The sequence below is a fragment of the Anthropogastromicrobium aceti genome, from assembly GCF_020687335.1.
In the GTDB taxonomy this organism is placed as follows: Bacteria; Bacillota; Clostridia; order Lachnospirales; family Lachnospiraceae; genus Anthropogastromicrobium; species Anthropogastromicrobium aceti.
Map to the genome: position 1 here is coordinate 1 of NZ_JAJEQN010000003.1, position 17700 is coordinate 17700.

The window sequence follows — 17700 nt, forward strand, 5'->3', positions numbered from 1 at the left end:
CTGACTGCTTTCGCAATCTGGCTTTTTAAGAAATCTTCAGGGTTGGTTATACTGTTCAATTATCAAGGTTCTTTGTGATTTTTCTTTGCCATCTCAGTGACAGCTCATCTAATATATCACAGTCGCTTGCGTTTGTCAAGCACTTTTTCAACTTTTTTGTTTCTTTTCAAGAAATTATTTCTATATTCGTAAAATTTCTCAAATTGTTTCTAAGTTGTCATTGTTGTGTTGCCGTTGTTTGCTGCAACGTTGAATATAATACCACTCCTTTCGCCAATTGTCAACCACTTTTTTTCTTTTTTTCAAAATTCTTCTTGTTTTTTTTCGACAAACAATTTATAATTTCCCCTAGAATGCAGGCATTCTTTTTTCGCATTTCAAATGAAAGGATTTTTATTATGAAGCAAAAAATAGTTTTCTTTGATATTGACGGCACGCTGATTACTGAAGATGGCAATCAAACACTCCCGGAGAGCACTGTCTATGCAATTCAGGAACTTCGCCGCCGCGGTCATCTGGCATTTATTAATTCCGGACGTACCTTATTTAATGTAATTGAGCAGCCATACATTCTTCGTATTGGCTTTGATGGCTATGTATGCGCCTGCGGTGCTCATATCTTATACCGTGGCAAACACCTTCTTACTGCTACAGTTCCTTATGAGGCGCATGCTGCTGTTATTGATGCAGCCCGCCGTTATCATATGGAGCTTTTGCTTGAGGGACCAGATTATTTTTATTTTGATCTGTCCATACCTATGAATGCTTCCAGACAATCTCTCTATGACCGCTTCCCAAACCACAGAGAGAATGTAGATATTCCAAATAAATGCTTTAACAAATTTGTTACCTGGGAAACGCCAGAAAGCGACACTGCTTCCTTTGTAAAGGCAGTATCTCCATGGTTTACTTACATTAATCGAGGCGGCGGATTCGGTGAATTTTGTATGCATGCCTACAGCAAGGCAACTGGCATTCAGTTTCTCGCAGACCGCTTCGGACTGTCACTAGATGACTGCTATGTAATTGGCGATTCCATGAATGATCTTCCAATGCTTGATTATGTACAGCACAGTATTTTAATGGGCAACGGAACTCCTTCTCTTCGCTCTCACGTTGAATATGTCACAACTGATATTCTCGATGACGGAATTGAAAATGCACTGGTACACTACAATCTTATCCCATGATAAAAGCCCGGAAGCAAAAACTTCCGGGCTGATCTTTTAAAGAAGCAATTTATCAAGCATGTTTCCATCCCAAAGAAGAATGTTCAGCTCATTTGCAAGCGTCACCGCATTCTTCGTAAAGCGGCTGTTCGTCATAACAACACCTACCATGCAATGATAAAAATCGCGTCCGCTATAAATTTCCTGCACAGCGCGCACCCCAACTGGATTAGTATAATATTTGCACTGAAATGCCCAGCGCACTCCATCCTTTTCTGCAAATATATCAACGCCATAATCTCCTGTTGTTGGTGTCAGTTCTACATTCTCATATCCTTTAGCCGTTAAAATCTGCGTACACAATACTTCAAATTCCAATCCATCCTGAACTGGCTGATATTTGCGAAATTTCCAGCGCAGAAAAAATCCAATTATAAGTACTGCAACAAATGCAGCAATAATCGCTGCCAAGTAAATATATTCTATTTTTATTCTGTCCACAAAACAACTTCTCCTGTCTGAAGTGTTTTCGAAACATCAATCAAGCGCTGGTTCTCTGAACCACGAAACTGAAGTGAAATATTTTTGCGTGCCTCAATAAATGGACCATCCACGCAAACATCAATCAGCGATAAAATTTCCTTTGTTTCAGGACATTGCTCGCTCATCCATCCGCAAACGTCCTTTTCCCACACATAACCAGTATAACACCAAATATCCTTACCGGGACACTGCTTTTTAACCTTTCGAAGCAATTTTAACACTCCCGGCTGATTAGATGGATCAAGCGGCTCTCCTCCAAGCAGTGTAAGTCCTCTAACAACGCTGCTGTTTAGTTTCTCTACAAGCGCATCCTCCACTGTTTCATCAAATAAATTGCCATAATTAAAATCCCACGCAATCTCATTAAAACAATTTTTGCAGTGATGACGGCATCCGCTCACAAAAAGCGTCATGCGCACACCTGGACCATTGGCAATGTCATATTCCTTAATTTCTGCATAATTCATATTGTGTTCTCCTTCTTCTGCAGCCGACTATGATTTTTTGTCTTGCACTGGTACATTCTGTGATCTGCCTCACGAATCATCGTATAAATATCGCCCGGCATTTCACCAAATTCTACCACTCCGTATGAAAAGCTGATGTGGCGCGCTTCTTCCTGCAGCATAAACACAATCGGATTCTTCCTTAAAAGCTCATCAAGCATCATTTCTATTTTAAGTTTACTGCGGTTAGACAGCACAATAAATTCATCACCTGCATATCTGTACAAAAACTCATTGTGGCTCAATGCGTTTTTCATCATCTTAGCAAATTGAAGCAGATATTGATCTCCACTTTCATGACCATACTTATCATTTACTTCCTTTAAGAAATCCAAATCAATAAATACAAGACATCCCTCTGCGTGATCGCTAAGATAACGCACTCCCTCAATCTCAAATGTAGCGCGATTACGACAGCCCGTAAGTGAATCTCTTGCCATCGTCTTTCTAAGACGCATAAGACGAAGCTCTTCCTGCGTCAAAGAACGCACCATAGCATTATAATTATTCTGTTCCTGCTCTAACACCTCAATATAGCGCTTGCTAATCTGCTCATACTCACTAGGATGTCTGGAATTTTGCATTTGCTCAGATGCCTTCATCATAAGGCTGTAGATCATACTTGTACTTCCAGTAAACAGTTCTGATTTAGCAAGAAATTTTCCAATTTCAATTACATCCTGAAAACGATTCTTTAAAAGAAGAAGCTTCATAAATTCTGCAAAATATCTGATACAAAATGAAATTCCGCTCTGTGCTAACCCTGATGACTGCAGATTATGAATATAATGAACAAACTCATCTGCCACTTCTTCTGACTGCGGCTGCATATACAATTGCAGATAAAGACAGGTAAACTCTTTTTGAATGTCAAAAAATGATTTCTGATCATCAGGCACCTTCGTTTTAATTAGTTCCTCTAAGCCCTTCGCCGCATCAGCTGCATCATCAAGCTGTCCGAGTCCAATTTTAATATATACAAGACTGTCAAGGTACACAATTTCATTAATAGTATCACTATTCCAAAAATCCACCCCTTCTGCTGCCGGATCTTTTCTTGTAACGTCAATCATTTTTTCCAGATAATATAATGCCTCTTCAAACAGATCATTCTCTGTAAAAGCAACTACAATACTATTATAGGTAGATTTTAAATTCATTCTGTCTGCATAGCCAGTCTCCACATATTTAAGTCCATATTCCACAATTTTAGGCTGAAAACCAGTTACGAAATAAAGACGCATAAGCGCCAGATAATACAATGCCTGATCTGCCGAATTAGGACAGTCCTCCAACAGCTTCTGGCAAAGTTCAATCATAGGAAATACACACTCGCGGTAGCTGCAGGCAAAGATACCATAGCTGGTAAAATATGCGGCAAGACTATAATCTTCACGCCACTCTTTTGTCTTACTGCTCTGCAGATACTCCTGCTCTAAATCCTTTATACAATCAAATGCATCCTGTGTACTCCAGACACCAGATTTAATTTTACTCATTAACTCTTCTACATCAACCATTTCATCTTTCCCCATAAAAATACAGCTGCCTATCTAACACCTGTTACAGCGACAGCTTTTTCTCCAAAAGCCACGTTGTAAGAATCATAAAAAGTGCCAGCTCAACCAGATTAGCAAGTGCATATGGCCACGACTGCTGCAAAAGATAAATCAAATCAACTGTATCACGATATACCATCGGATGCAGATCTGTAATTACGCCTTGAATCTTTGACTCTGCATATATGCCAGCCACAAAAAGCGCAATCGTAACAACAAGCTTCAATCTGCTGTTTTGCAAAAGTGTTGCCGCCAGTGTAATGCAAAGATAAAGCATAGCCACTGTAGAAAACACAGAAAGCAAAAACGTAATAATACCAAACAATGCCATTGATGCTACTTGTGCTGTATCAATTCCAAAGTTTTTCATTACCTCTGAAATCACCTCACCCATGCTTTTATACACGGAATATTGATTTAAAAACAGTGAAAAATCAAGCCATCCCAGTGCACCAAGCGCTGCCGCAAGTATCACTCCAAGCACAAGAACAGTCAGCATCTTTGACAATATTATGGAAAGAGCGCTCACAGGCGTCATAAACACAAGATAGCTTGTCTTTGAATTAATTTCCCTATAATAATTAGTAATTGCAAAAATAAACACGGCAAAATAGCACACTACTGCATACAAAACAAGAATAGTTGACCATATGATTGCATAGTCCTGCGTCTTTCCGCGAAGTGCAATCAAAAAGCAAATCTGCAGCGCTGCCAGTCCTGCAAGCAAAACAAATAGTGCCGTTCTATTTTTGCGAAGCTCATACTTTGATAAACGAAACATTTTTCTGTCCTCCAAATGATCACATCACACAGTCGCTATAAACTTCTTTGTAAAGCTCTGTCATTGTTTTTCCGTGATGTTTTGTCAGCTCATCCACCTTGCCACACATGACAAGACCACCATTTTTCATAAATATAGCATCATCTGTCATGCGCTCTAAGTCATCGACAAGATGACTTGACACAAGAAACGTTTTCGTTGGAGAGCAATACTTTTGAATCGTTTCCAAAATCTGATCTCTCGCAATAATGTCAATGCCATTTAGCGGCTCATCAAGCATAATAAGACTTGCATCACGCGAAAGTGCGAGCGCTGCCTTACCCTTTGCCATCATACCAGAAGACATCTTTGAAATCTTCATTTTAGGTTCCAATGAAAATGCTGACAATAGCTGTTCATATACCTGCGGCTGAAAATCTTCATAAAAGTCTGCAAAATAATGACCGGCATCCTTCCATGTCATATATGAGTAAAAATACGATTCTGTCGGCATATAGACTGTCTTTGCCTTACTATTTTTACCAACTGACTCCCCCTCAAATAAAATCTTGCCGCTGCTTGGATGAATCAGCCCTGCCGCCATCTTCATAAACGTACTCTTTCCGCTTCCATTTGGACCAAGCAGCGCATAGACACGACCACGTTCAATCTGCAGATTCAAATTATCTACCGCTCTGTGTGAACCATATTTTTTCGTCAGCTCACTGCATTCAAGTATTGTTGCCATTAAAGTTCCTTTCTGTCCTCGTCTGACTCGCCTTCATTTATAACACTTTCTGGCTGTTCTTTTTGCTCTGTTTTTTCCTGTGTCAGTTCCTGCTTTTCTTCCTCTGACCAAAGCTTTTCCTGCCGCGGCGTTATTTTTGACTTTTTGACATATTGCTCATCATATGCCATTAACATATCGTCTCTTTGATTATAGCGAAGTCCTCTCATTACAAGTCTTGTGATAACATCATAGATAACTGCAAAGAACGGTACGCCGATAATCATGCCGACAAAGCCCCAAAGTCCGCCAAAGAACAAGATAGAAAACAATACCCAAAAGCTAGACAAGCCTGTGGAATTACCAAGAATCTTCGGTCCAATAATATTTCCGTCAATCTGCTGAAGCACAATAACAAAGATCAAAAAATAAAATGCATGAAGCGGATTTTCCAGAAGCAGCCAAAGAGTTGATGGAACTGCACCAATGTACGGTCCGAAAAATGGAATTATATTTGTCACACCGACAACAACACTGACAAGAAGTGCTGACTTAATTCCCATCATATACGTTCCAATAAAACAGATCACTCCAATAATCAATGAATCAACAAGCTTACCCATTAAAAAGCCGCTAAACATCTTATCGGCATAAATGATTTCATCCTCAATCAGTCTTGCCCATTTTTCCTTAAAAACACCGTAAAGAATCAGTCTGCCCTGCGCAAGAAAACGTTTTCGTCCTGCAAGCAGATAGATAGAAACGATCAATCCTAAAAATGCATTTTTTAAGAAACCAACAATATTTACTACCTGATTGCTAAGACCATTGATTATCGTCTGAAGCATCGGTGTTAAATCTGTCTTTAACCATTCACGCAGACGTGTGGACAGCTCTGCATATAAACCATCCCAGCTTTGCTGCATAGTCGGATATTTTTCTAACATATCGTGAAGCCACTTATTGCTGTTGTCAAGCTGATCTGGCAGCACACTTACAAGCGACAATATACTTGTTATCACCTGAGGAATTACAAGCATAAATAATGCAGTTACAATAGTAAGTGTTAAAAGCTCGCAAAATGTGATTGCCAGTGCAGATGCAATTCCCTGCGCATGTTTTACATGGGCACGCACTAAAAGCTTCCTTAATTCCTTCTCCCACCAGCGACATGTCGGCCTAAGCACATAGGCAATAACAAAGCCATAGATAAATGGCTCCAAAATGCCTATCAGATCATGAAAAAAGGCGCCAAATCCGCGGATTCGATAAAACAAAAAGAAGCAGACCATCCCGATCAGCAGGATGGCTACTCCCGTGACAGCGATTTTAAAGTATTTCTCATCTTCCTTCTTTCTAAGCACTAAATTCACCTCCAAATTTTCTGCTGTTATTGTACACTTTTACATGCGCAAAGTCAAGCAAAGCTGGAGGGTATGTGGGAGCCGTTACAGTTCACGGGATATGTTACGAAAGCCCTACGGTGCAATGGTTTCGTCGGCGGACCAAACTCCGCAGGTTCCTTTTACATTTTTTCTTATCAAACATTACTTTGAAAGACCTGCTTCAAGTGTCCGCCTCGTGAAATCCATTCACCTTCGGGCTTTGCCATAAATATTGTCTTATCCGTGAACCGTAACTGTCTCCCCTTGAAAACTCACGACTTTAGCTTTGAGCGAGTACGCAGCACTTTTTATGCTTCCTCGCGAAACAGTACCAGCACCCTATCAATAATAATGCTGCAGATCTCACGGTTTGGCACGGCAAGGCGATAGTATCCGTTTCCAAGGTATCCTCGCTGTGTCAGGTATCCCGTCATAAATAGCGTACTCCAAAGGTTGTCCATGCTGGCATATAGTTCCTTATATGTGATCATCTCGTCCACCCGTTTTGTCACAGTATCGCCGCTCACCAACATCTCCAGCTCACTTTTTGTCAGCATATGCGGTTCCTTCATACTGTTAACAAAATGGCGAATGACTTCATTTCCGCTCGTATTCATCCAATAATTTTTCATCTCAACATCTGGATTTTTCCGGTGATCACTGCAGTAATTCACTACATCCCACGGACAATAGACATCAGCTTTACCAAAACGATAGCCGTCATACCACTCCCTAACCACACTAAAGTAATCTTGTAATCCATAGTATTGCAGCATCGCCTTTACTTCTGCATCTGTAAAACCAAAAGTCTCATCAAATTCCTGATCTGTAATCGAATAAACCTTAAAGTTGTTCAGTCCAGTAAAAATACTCTCTTTCGCAATTCTAAGACACCCGGTCAGCACAGCAAAAGCCAAACTGTCATTTGACTTAAGAACATTGCCAAACATATTTCGAAGCAGCAATACCATATCATCATAATATCCATTTTCATAAGCCTTTGCCAATGGCACATCATACTCGTCAATCAGCACCACGACCTTTTGAGAAAAATGGATTTCCAGCAATTCCGTAAGCTCCTGAAGACTGCTTGTAATAGTATCGTCCTCCATCTGACGATCCAAGAACTGCACAAAAAGCTCTCTATCAATTGCATCCATTTTTTCATCTTCCAACAAGGCACGATGTCTTCGTGCCTCTTTATTGATAATGCGGATCAGCTGTGCCCGTGCCTTTTCATACGAATCCGCATCCACTCCCTTTAAGCTGATCGAAACTACTGGATACCTTCCCATATAGGCATCGCATAGATCTTTATTTTGCGCAATATAAAGTCCGTCAAAAAGTGTTGGATCCATTCCAATCTCGAAAAAATATTGAAGCATACTCATATTCAATGTTTTTCCAAAACGGCGTGGACGAGTAAACAATGTTACCTCACATCCCTCTTCAATCACTTGCTCAATTAGCTCCGTTTTGTCCACATAATAATATCCACCCTCACGCAGTTTTTCAAACTGATCAATGCCAACAGGCAGCCTTGCCTGCCGAATCTTCATGCCAATCGGCTCCGTTGTTTTTCTTTCCATATCGTGCACCTATCCTTCCTGCCTATCAGCCCTTCGTTCACACCATCGTTTTAAAGATCATTTCCTTATCAATATCATACCATATTTTGGACAGGTTGTCATTGGATTCACAATTCAATCTGAACAGAAAATTAACCGCCCACTACTATATAGTGGACGGTCAATGAAAAACCTATATTTAACTTTTGTCACAAATTTTATTTTTTCAGTTCTCTTCTTACTATCAGCACAATTGCGATTGCCATTAGTCCTACGCCTGCTGTGATCATCATCATACCGATGCGTCCTGTTGGATCTTCGATACCGAGGATACGTCTTGGTGATTCTGGCGGTGTGGTGGGCTGCGGTGCTGTGGTTTGTGGTGCTGTAGTTGGTGTTGTCTGACTTGGTGTCGTTGGTGCTGCCGGAGTCGTTGGCTGATATGGATTCGACTCTTCTTCCGGTGTTCTGCTCTCTGACGGCGTCGTTGACTCCGCTGGGCTTGTTGGCTCGGACGGTGTTGTCTCTTCATCAGTCGACGTACTCTCGTCTGAAGTTGTTTCTTCTGGACTTGTCTCTTCTGGTGTCGTTGAATTACTCTCGTGCGGATTGGTTGGTCCGTCCGGCTCATCTTCTTCTGGAATGGAATGCTTTGGAATAATGCGGTTTTGGTAGATCAAATCACCGTTTGCATCGCGTCCCGGAAGAAATACAAGTGACATAACTACTGGGCCATAATCATCATAGGAACTTGGAACAATCAGGTACATACCAAATGGAATAGAAGAAATACTGCAGCGTCCTGTCACATCTGTTGCCAGTGTATAGGTCGGCTGAATGTCGTTCTCATCTATCCAGATCTTTAAGCGTCTACTCAGTGCAACCAGCTCTTTTGCAGTCTTCACATCTGTCTTATAACCACAATCTTCGAAATCAGGCATAAACTTTAATGACTGTCCGTCTGGTGCCGTGATGCCGTCTGTGATCTGATACATGCTGAAGATGACACCCTCCATAGGAGTGGATTCATCTTCCAATGTAATCTCCAATGAAACATCCTGCTCGTCTGCATTGACTGCTATAATCTGTGCGCATGATGTTACCAGCAGACATATTATCAATAACAGGCCTTGCAAATATCGCTTTACTTTCATACTTTTCATACCCTCTTGTCTCCTTCCTATTATCGCTTTCTCTTGCGGCTATGCAAGAGAACCCAGATCAACAGCACTACTAGAATCGGCACTGCTACGGCTGGTGCAACCAACTTTGGTTCTATCTGAATCGCATCCGCTGTTACGCGAATGGCACTTGCGCTTGCCTTTGTCTCTACGCGGTGTCCTCTAACTAGAAGACGATGCGTATTGATTCCATATGGTGTACAAGTGACCAGTGTACACAGGTCTTTGTCTTCTTCAATCTCCAGATCTGACAGATCATCCGGTTCTACAATCCGAATCTGATCTACCTCATATGTCAATGTTTCATCCAGAACACGAATTAAAAATTCATCGCCTACTACCAACTCATCCAAATTGGTAAAAAGCTTAGCAGAGGGCAAACCTCTGTGTCCTGATAATACGGCATGTGTTCCCGGTCCTCCAACTGGAAGCGATGAGCCTTCGATATGACCAACTGCAATCTGAAGGATACCTTCGTCTGTACCATGATAGATTGGAAGCGAAACCTTGATCTTTGGAATTTCTATGTATCCCAAGATTCCGTTGTCACTGACATCTAACAGTGATTCATATTCTTCTCGCTCTTCGTCTGTCATGATCCAGCGGTTTGACTTACTTTTGAGCTGTTCGTTATATTCGTAAGCATCATCCCACATGTGCTCATACTGCTTATCATCTACTTCAGCAACTGCCTGTGCATATGTGGCAATTGCTCTCGACTGATGCAGCGAGTTCCAATAATCGCTGACGGTCGGATACAGCAGTAAGGACAGACCTACCAAGAGAATCAAGAGTAATAAGATGGTAGTCATATTTTTTTTGATCCACTTCATAAGCTCTCCTCACGGTTGTATCCGGATGCCTCAAGAGAGGCATCCGATTGCAACCTAGTTTGTTTCTTTGTGTTATCTTTGTGTTACCCGGATGTTCTACGAAGGAGCCTCGGCGATGGCTTTGTCGGCGAGCCTGATCAGCGTGCCCACTACTTACTAGCAACGTAAGTTTATTTCGTGCGCACGCTTTTACGGCGTCGCCTCGTAAAGTCCAGTCGCCTCAGCTACCGTTTACGTAATGATAGTCATCTCTCGCACAAATAACTTTTTTGCTCTGTTTAACTGATTAATTATTAACGAATCAATCGTGCTGACAAAACAATTAGCGTGCGCTCATGCGCTTCTTGGTGATCAGAAGGATTGCTGCGCCAAGAACAAGGATAGAACCAACAACGTAGAAGATTGTGGTACCCATGCCACCGGTGGTTGGAAGGGTTGAACCAGACTTGTTGACTACATCAGCACTCAGAGAACCTTCTGCCTTATTTGCTGTAAGGTCAATCTCACCGTTTACCTTATTTCCTGACATTTTTGTTAAAACAGCGTCACGATTCTGTTTTTCCCATGTAATATCATGGTCAGCGGTTACTATGAAGGTGATCGGGGAAATGGTATTGTATCTACTTGGAGTTTTGGTCTCAGTAAGGATATACTCACCATCATCCAAACCACTAAATGTAAAGGAAGTTCCAGCAGTATTCTTTACTACAGTAATATCTTTTGTTGTTCCATCTACAAGCTTCTTAGAAAGTGTAAATTCTGCTCCAGACAATGGCTGTGAGTTTTCATTTACCTTGTTAATTTCTACTTTGTATGTAAATACGATAACATTGTCCCACGGTGTCTCACCTGTCGGACCATTTTCTCCACCCTGAGAATCATTTGGATTATTGGAGAACTGTAACTTTGCCTTATTGACATTTCCATGCTCACCCAAAACAGCGTCCTTAGTTAAAACTGATTCGTATTCAACAGTAATGACTGAACCTGCATGAACTCCTGAAATCTGCTTTAAATCAGTAAACTTTACTTCAAAAGTACATTTTTCTACATTCTTACCTGTTTCAGAGCCATCTACTACTGAATAGCCACTGGTAATCACATTACCATCAACTTTAACTACAACGGTACTCTCATCAAATGCAAGACCTTCCTCTTCAACATCATGGAACGCAAAGTAATACTTATCGTACTTGTCATAATTATCTGCTACTGTACCTTTTAACTGAAATGGAATGCGATCGCCGATATCATAATCAGCAGAATCCTGCCAGTCAGAAGTTACGCCTGTAGTATCATTGGTATCTTTGATTTTCTTCTCGAAGGACGGAACAGCGCTCTTTGGAGAAATAGTAACATTACCAACAACCTCTACGATGTAAAGAGTATAGGACTCGCCTTCCTCACCTGCTAAAGAATCATCCTGATCCTTGATCAGATAATAGCCTGCATCTGCTGTATAAGTTGCACCCTTTGTAATTGTATCTACTGGATTTGATAATTTTGCATACTTCTTAATTACTTCCAATTTCTCAGTATCAGACTTAGTATTTACCGCAGTAAGTTTATTAATAACATCCTGGCTAACAGCCTCACCTAATGTTCCACTACCATTTACACCCCACTTTAAGTTGGAGAGTACTGTTCCTGCCAAATCACCCGTAAAGATCTGATAGATCTCATACTTATGAGAACCTGCCGGTGCTGTAATTGTGTAAGTACCACTCGTTGCTGCTGCCGAACTACCTGCTTCTCCTGCAAATGCTACTACGCTCATTGCAAGTACCATGACTAAACTGAGTAACAGAGCCATGACTTTTTTCATTTTCTTCATATTTTACTTCCTCGCTTTCTTTTCTATTCTATCCTTTTTTGTTTTTGGGCTGTGCCCTCCCTCTGAATAATGCGTAGGAATTGCGTATATTGAGGGTTCCCCATGCTTGGGGAGTTTAGAGAATTTGTTACCAAATCCTCTTGCCTCCTTTCTGCATGTGTTTTTTATATATTAGGAACGCTGCCCCTGCTATTAGGAGCACGCCGCCCATGGTATACCAATAGGTACCGGTTCCACCGGTTTCTGGGAGGGTGATTGATTGTTCCTCCTCTTTCTGGTTTGTAATGTAGATGATACCAGTTTGGATACCACCGTTATTAAGATATGTAGTCCTATAACCTGGTATTGTTACAGTTTCTTTTACAATATAGTAGTATGGTGCGTTTTCACTATCGGCTTTAGGAAGATCTGACCAAGAAACTGTCCAATTGTTAGCTGCTCTCAATGCTACATTTTCTAGCTTTGTACCACCTTCTGTAACAGCTACTTCTCCGCTACCAGAAACTGGCTCATATGCCTGTGGTAAATCAAAATCTGGAGTTCCAATATCTGCTGTCCAGCTTCCATTAGTTTTTAGGTCAATTTCCATATCACTATTTACTTGCTCTATTCGCAACTGATAAGTACCATCTGGCATTTGTACAAACTTTTCTTTTGTTTCGTCTGTATAATTTGCAATTCCCCACGACGGAAACGATATTATAAAATGACTTCCTTTTGCAACTTCATATGGTGTACGCTGTCCATCTTTATTAATCGTTACCGTCCATTTTGCCAGCTGTTGCTTCTGCCTATAGACTGTAACTAGAATGCTGTTTGTCGGTGGATTTACCAATATTGATCCATCCTTGTTTTCCCAAACCTTTTTTACTGTAATTTCTGTATTGTCGTTTGGAACATACAAGATGGCATCTTTATTCGTAGTCTCATAGAATTTAATCTTATCTGTGCTTACGCTAGCTGCTGAAAAGATACTACCCATATTCGTAATCGTAGTATTCTTATCGTACTTCATAAACACAAAGTAGATTTCTTTGGCCAACTTACTATAACCTGACGGTGCTTTTGTTTCCTTCAATCTATACAATGTTTCTTGTACAAATTCTTTCGGAAGTTCAACTTCTCCCTTCGCATTTGAAATATACTTTCCATCTGGATGATTGTCATCACTCACACGACTCCATATCTTTGATTGTGAATCATATTTTTCAATTTCAAATTCAGCTCCAGCAAGAAGATTTGTATAATCATCACTATCGACTTTATAAATCTTCAATGATCCCTTATCAACAGATGCACCAGATCCTTGATTATGAATTATGGTACTTGTCGATGACTCAAACTTTCCGTATAGTCTTACCTTATTGCTTATTTCTGGTGCATGCGCTGCTCCACATTCAATACGATACCTGTAAACAAATACACAAGCAGTTTCATCTGGCACTACCAAATTTAATACATTCTTTTGTTCATCATACTGTAATGTATATCTGGTTGAACTAAGTTCTGTACCTTTATAATCTGCTTTTGATGCATCATAATAATACAATCCAGTATTATCTAAATCCAAATACGCTGTTACACCTTGCGGTAAAGTTAACGTATCTGATAGCGATAATGTATCTGCATATGGATTCATATTCGCACCTGACGGATTAATCACAACAGAATATGCCGCATAATATGCGCTTATAGTACCCTTAGCATCTTGTTCAGTCTCTACTACTGCTGTTTTCTCAACCTTAATAGTTGGTCTTGTTACTGTAGTTGTCTGTGAATCCGAATTCGATCCCCATTCAACCTTATTAACATATGTCTTATCAGTCAGATTGAGATCCTTCCACTCATCCTTTATAGATGCGCGGTAAGTTATTGCCAACTTCCATCCTGTTTTTCCGCCATTCTTTGCTGCTGTTGCATATCCGTCTTGTATCGTAATTGTCATCAACGATCCGTCTTGTGGAATACTAACAATTGGCTTTTTATTTTCCGCAAAATCATACCACTGCTGACCAGCTGAATTATGATAATCAACTCTGTGTTGATAATTCTCTCCCTTTTCGAAGTAGTACCAACCTTCCACTGATTTCTCATCAATAACCATACCATTCGGTATATAATCAGTTAATGTTATCGACTGATCATTTGCACTCTCAGCATCAATAAGTATACGATAGTAAATATACTCATTTTTTAAACTATCATATGTAAATTCCTTAGTTCCGTCCACGAACTGAGGCATCTGAATTATACCTAGTGAACTTTGCGGAGTATTATAGTCTCTTCCAATATTCGCAATACTCTGCTTTGATAGAATTTTATCTTTCTTTATCGTATGCTGCGCTTCAGATTCCTTATGATGTTCTGGAAGTTCTGCCTTATTCTTGAATACCCATGAAGTTCCTGGCTGCATTGCTGATATATCGGCATATGTGCTATAAGATTCAAGATTCATATATTTTGCTTTAACATCAACACCAGTTTTCGGTATTACCTTTATTTCAAAGGATTTTACCTTCTGCGTTGTATCTGTTGAAGCGATCTTATTTTCATCTGCATCATAATAGGTTACTTCCACTGTTACTTGATCATTTTCATATGGAAGTTTCGTATTATCACTAAGTTGTAAGCTAAAATTCTTTTCGATTTCTGCCTGCAGTTCATTAGCGATTCCATAATGTTTTCCAGTATTTCCGTCACTCGCATCTATAAAAGTATCTTTATAAACGAATTCTGTCAAAGTGGTATCTGGAAGAGTAACATTTGTATTCCATGTTAATTTCTTGCTTCCAGCATCTACATCAGTCTCACTCTTATAACTTTTACTAACTCCCCAGTCACGATGTGAAACGCCTACTTCTGCTGTGCTACTATTTCCATCACCATCTTTTCCTATTGTTCCTGTATTCGTAACCTTTCCGTTGTTATCTGGAGCTGTGGTCTTATAAGTTATTCGATATTCACCTGTATATGGTTGGTCAGTTCCAAATGTGTATTCAATACTTCCATCTGCTTTCACTGTAGCTTTACCAACAACTGCATTATTATTGGTAGTATCAACCACATCAAATTCTGTTCCGATAAAACTAATTCCATCTGGAAGTTTATCTGAGAACGTATATCCTTGAATATCCTTTCTGCCCTTATTCAAAGTAACTGTCCAGTTAATTTCATTTTTATCAGAATCATAACCACCAGTCTTACTGATCATTGCCTTTGAGATTTCAACAGAATTCCAAGTTTCCTTGCTATCCGTTTTAATGGATACTTTTGCTCCATTATTTAATGTAGCTGATCCATCCCAGTCATTTGATCCCTTAACTGAAACATTGGCTGTATATTTTACAACATACTTTTCTCCTGCTTTCAGCTCAGGTAAATCTGTCAATGTAAACTTTGGATATCCATCATTTGTTTTACTAAATGTTGGCGTATACCCCGTCACTTCTGTTTGATTTCCATAGTCATCAGTCTTATAAATTTTAAAACTATTTGGATCAAACTCTGCTGACGCAGGTGATGATGCTCTAAAATAATCCTCTATAGTAACTGGGCTACCACTTCCTTTTTTGGAAGATGCAGTAATCGTATAATCAACAGATTTTCCATCTTTGCTTGCAGAACCTGACTTTTCAAGAGAAATATCATTCTGCGAAGTTTCCTCTTGTCTATCAATCTTTAGAGTTCCACCTTCACCGCCAAATTCAAGTTCGCCCTTATCATTTGTTCCAGATGCAGAAACGGTTCCTTCAAACCAAACATTTCCATTAAATTGTTTTCCATCGGCAACAAAGCTATCTTCAAACTCAATTTCAATTAATCCATCTGGAGAAATTGTATATGTTCCAACAGCAACACCATTTCTGTAAATGGAACCATTTTCCTCCTTACGTAACTTAACTCCGCTTGGTAACTGATAATAAATTTTCTTATTACTCGAATCTACTTTTCCATCAGGGATATTATATGAAATATAAAATCTTACCTGATCTCCTTCTTTTACGGATTCTCCATCACCAATTGGAACCCAGTAACCATTCTGAATTTTTGAGAAAATAATTCCCGTAATATGCGGTCCAAAATCAACACCTGTAGTAGTTGCCTGAGTAGCTATTCTACTAGCTTTTCTCATTCTTCTCACATTCGATGAAGACATATTCTTTTCTACCGTCAATAACGGTCCATCTATTTCCAGATTCCAGTTGTTCAAGTCATATGCTAACTCTTCTTCTGTTTCTGCTTCTGATGTCTCCTCCTCGGTGGAAGCCTCCTCGCTACTCTCCTCTTCCGCCTCTGAAGTTTCTTCCTCTGTAGATGCTTCTTCACTCGTCAGCTCTTCTTCAGATGTTTCCTCAGTAGAAGTCTCTTCGAAGCTCTCCTCTTCAGAACTCTCTTCTTCGGTACTTACTTCCTCGGTACTTACTTCCTCTGAGCTTTCTTCTTCTGTCTCTGCTTCGATAGAAGAACTTTCCTCTGTCTCGCTTTCGGACTCTACTTCTGTTTCGTCTTCGCTTGATGCTTCAAGGCTTGTTTCTTCACTTGAACCCTCTTCGATCTGGTTGCTCGCTTCCTCTGTTGAAGCTTCCTCTAAGCTTGTTTCTTCTGTACTTACTTCTTCTGTACTTAACTCTTCAGAACTGATTTCTTCTGTGGAGTTTTCCTCAGTTGAAGCATCTTCACTGGTCACTTCCTCGCTAACCACTGACGACTGCTCTTCTTTCTGACCACTGCCCTTGTAGCACTCGTCTGTATGTACATGCTCTACTCTGTCACAGATTAATGTCTCTACGAGAACCTGCTTTTCTGTGAAACATGTTTCGCTATGCTTATGCTCTTTTAATTCTAGCTTTCCACATGCGAGTACGCCGTCTTTGTAGCACTCTGCTGTGTGGGTATGAAGCTCTGCTGGCTCTTCACAGATTAGTACCTGCACGTCCTGATAGCAGGCTTCGCTGTGTGTGTGACCTGCGCTTTCTGGAATCGTACAAGTCAGTACGTCATTCCACTCGTAGCATTCGTCACTGTGCGTATGCTCTTCTAGTGTGCAGATTAAATTACCTTCTGCATCGTAGCAACCTTCGCCGTGTGTATGCTCTTCTTTGCCGCAGATTAATGCGCCCTGCTGTTTTGTGTAGCACTCAGGCGTATGAGTATGACCAACTGATTCTTCCTGAGTGCAAACTAGCTGCTTTTGCATCTGATAGCACTCTGGTGTGTGCTGATGCAGCTTATGCTCTGGAATGGTGCATACTAGATTGCCGTCTTTGTCGTAGCAGGATGCGTCATGCTCATGAATCACAAAGTCTGCATAACCACAGATCAGCTTATGCTCTGCATCGTAGCAGGCATCTGTATGCTTATGTACACCTAGTGAATCTGTCGTACAGACAAGCTCTTTCTCCTTTTCATAATGCGAGCTGTAACAGTTTGCGTCGTGTTTGTGCTCTGTGATACCGCACTCTGCTTTGTTTTCCATCGTTATAGCTGGCAGAATCAGCATATATGTCGTTACAAACACAACAACAACAGCTAGTGTGGTTACGACACGATACCATAACTGACGCTTTTTGTGATCCTTCATGATTGAACGAATCTGTTTTCTTAACGGATTTTCCAAAACAGACGCCCCCTTTCT

The 17700-nt window shown here is 40.4% G+C and carries 12 protein-coding genes; 1 reads left to right on the top strand and 11 read right to left on the bottom strand.

What is annotated here, in order from left to right; translation table 11 throughout:
• Window positions 1–398: 398 nt before the first annotated feature.
• A complete protein-coding gene (locus LKD48_RS01480; RefSeq protein WP_308730961.1) occupies window positions 399–1190 on the top strand; it encodes an HAD hydrolase family protein in 792 nt (263 codons plus the stop codon).
• A 36-nt stretch (window positions 1191–1226) separates the two neighbouring features.
• On the opposite strand, the gene LKD48_RS01485 is transcribed toward LKD48_RS01480, so the two are convergent.
• The 11 genes from LKD48_RS01485 to LKD48_RS01535 form a co-directional block, all read right to left on the bottom strand.
• The gene (locus LKD48_RS01485; protein ID WP_308730962.1) at window positions 1227–1670 is read right to left on the bottom strand and encodes a restriction endonuclease; all 444 of its coding nucleotides are present in this window, start codon (window positions 1668–1670) and stop codon (window positions 1227–1229) included.
• Window positions 1658–2179 carry an anaerobic ribonucleoside-triphosphate reductase activating protein gene (gene nrdG, locus LKD48_RS01490; RefSeq protein ID WP_262537366.1) on the bottom strand — a complete coding sequence of 174 codons (522 nt, stop codon included), beginning with the start codon at window positions 2177–2179 and terminating at the stop codon, window positions 1658–1660. The genes LKD48_RS01485 and nrdG overlap by 13 nt, the downstream gene beginning before the upstream one ends.
• The gene (locus LKD48_RS01495; RefSeq protein ID WP_308730963.1) at window positions 2176–3753 is read right to left on the bottom strand and encodes a GGDEF domain-containing protein; all 1578 of its coding nucleotides are present in this window, start codon (window positions 3751–3753) and stop codon (window positions 2176–2178) included. The genes nrdG and LKD48_RS01495 overlap by 4 nt, the downstream gene beginning before the upstream one ends.
• A gap of 28 nt (window positions 3754–3781) precedes the next feature.
• Entirely contained in the window at window positions 3782–4558 is a 777-nt protein-coding gene (locus tag LKD48_RS01500; RefSeq protein ID WP_308730964.1) for a hypothetical protein, read from the bottom strand.
• Window positions 4559–4577: 19 nt separating this feature from the next.
• Window positions 4578–5285, bottom strand: coding sequence for an ABC transporter ATP-binding protein (locus tag LKD48_RS01505; RefSeq protein ID WP_308730965.1), 708 nt, complete (start codon window positions 5283–5285; stop codon window positions 4578–4580).
• Window positions 5285–6628, bottom strand: coding sequence for an AI-2E family transporter (locus tag LKD48_RS01510; protein WP_308730966.1), 1344 nt, complete (start codon window positions 6626–6628; stop codon window positions 5285–5287). The genes LKD48_RS01505 and LKD48_RS01510 overlap by 1 nt, the downstream gene beginning before the upstream one ends.
• Before the next feature lie 329 nt (window positions 6629–6957).
• Complete coding sequence (locus LKD48_RS01515; protein WP_308730967.1) at window positions 6958–8238, bottom strand: AAA family ATPase; 1281 nt, start codon at window positions 8236–8238, stop codon at window positions 6958–6960.
• A 197-nt stretch (window positions 8239–8435) separates the two neighbouring features.
• Window positions 8436–9380: a hypothetical protein gene (locus LKD48_RS01520; protein WP_308730968.1), complete on the bottom strand. Its 945-nt coding sequence runs from the start codon at window positions 9378–9380 to the stop codon at window positions 8436–8438.
• Window positions 9381–9400: 20 nt separating this feature from the next.
• Complete coding sequence (locus LKD48_RS01525) at window positions 9401–10231, bottom strand: class C sortase (protein ID WP_264466635.1); 831 nt, start codon at window positions 10229–10231, stop codon at window positions 9401–9403.
• Window positions 10232–10553: 322 nt separating this feature from the next.
• Window positions 10554–12065, bottom strand: a complete 1512-nt coding sequence (locus LKD48_RS01530; RefSeq protein WP_308730969.1) for an isopeptide-forming domain-containing fimbrial protein — start codon at window positions 12063–12065, stop codon at window positions 10554–10556.
• Window positions 12066–12192: 127 nt separating this feature from the next.
• Entirely contained in the window at window positions 12193–17682 is a 5490-nt protein-coding gene (locus LKD48_RS01535) for a SpaA isopeptide-forming pilin-related protein (protein ID WP_308730970.1), read from the bottom strand.
• Window positions 17683–17700 lie beyond the last annotated feature (18 nt).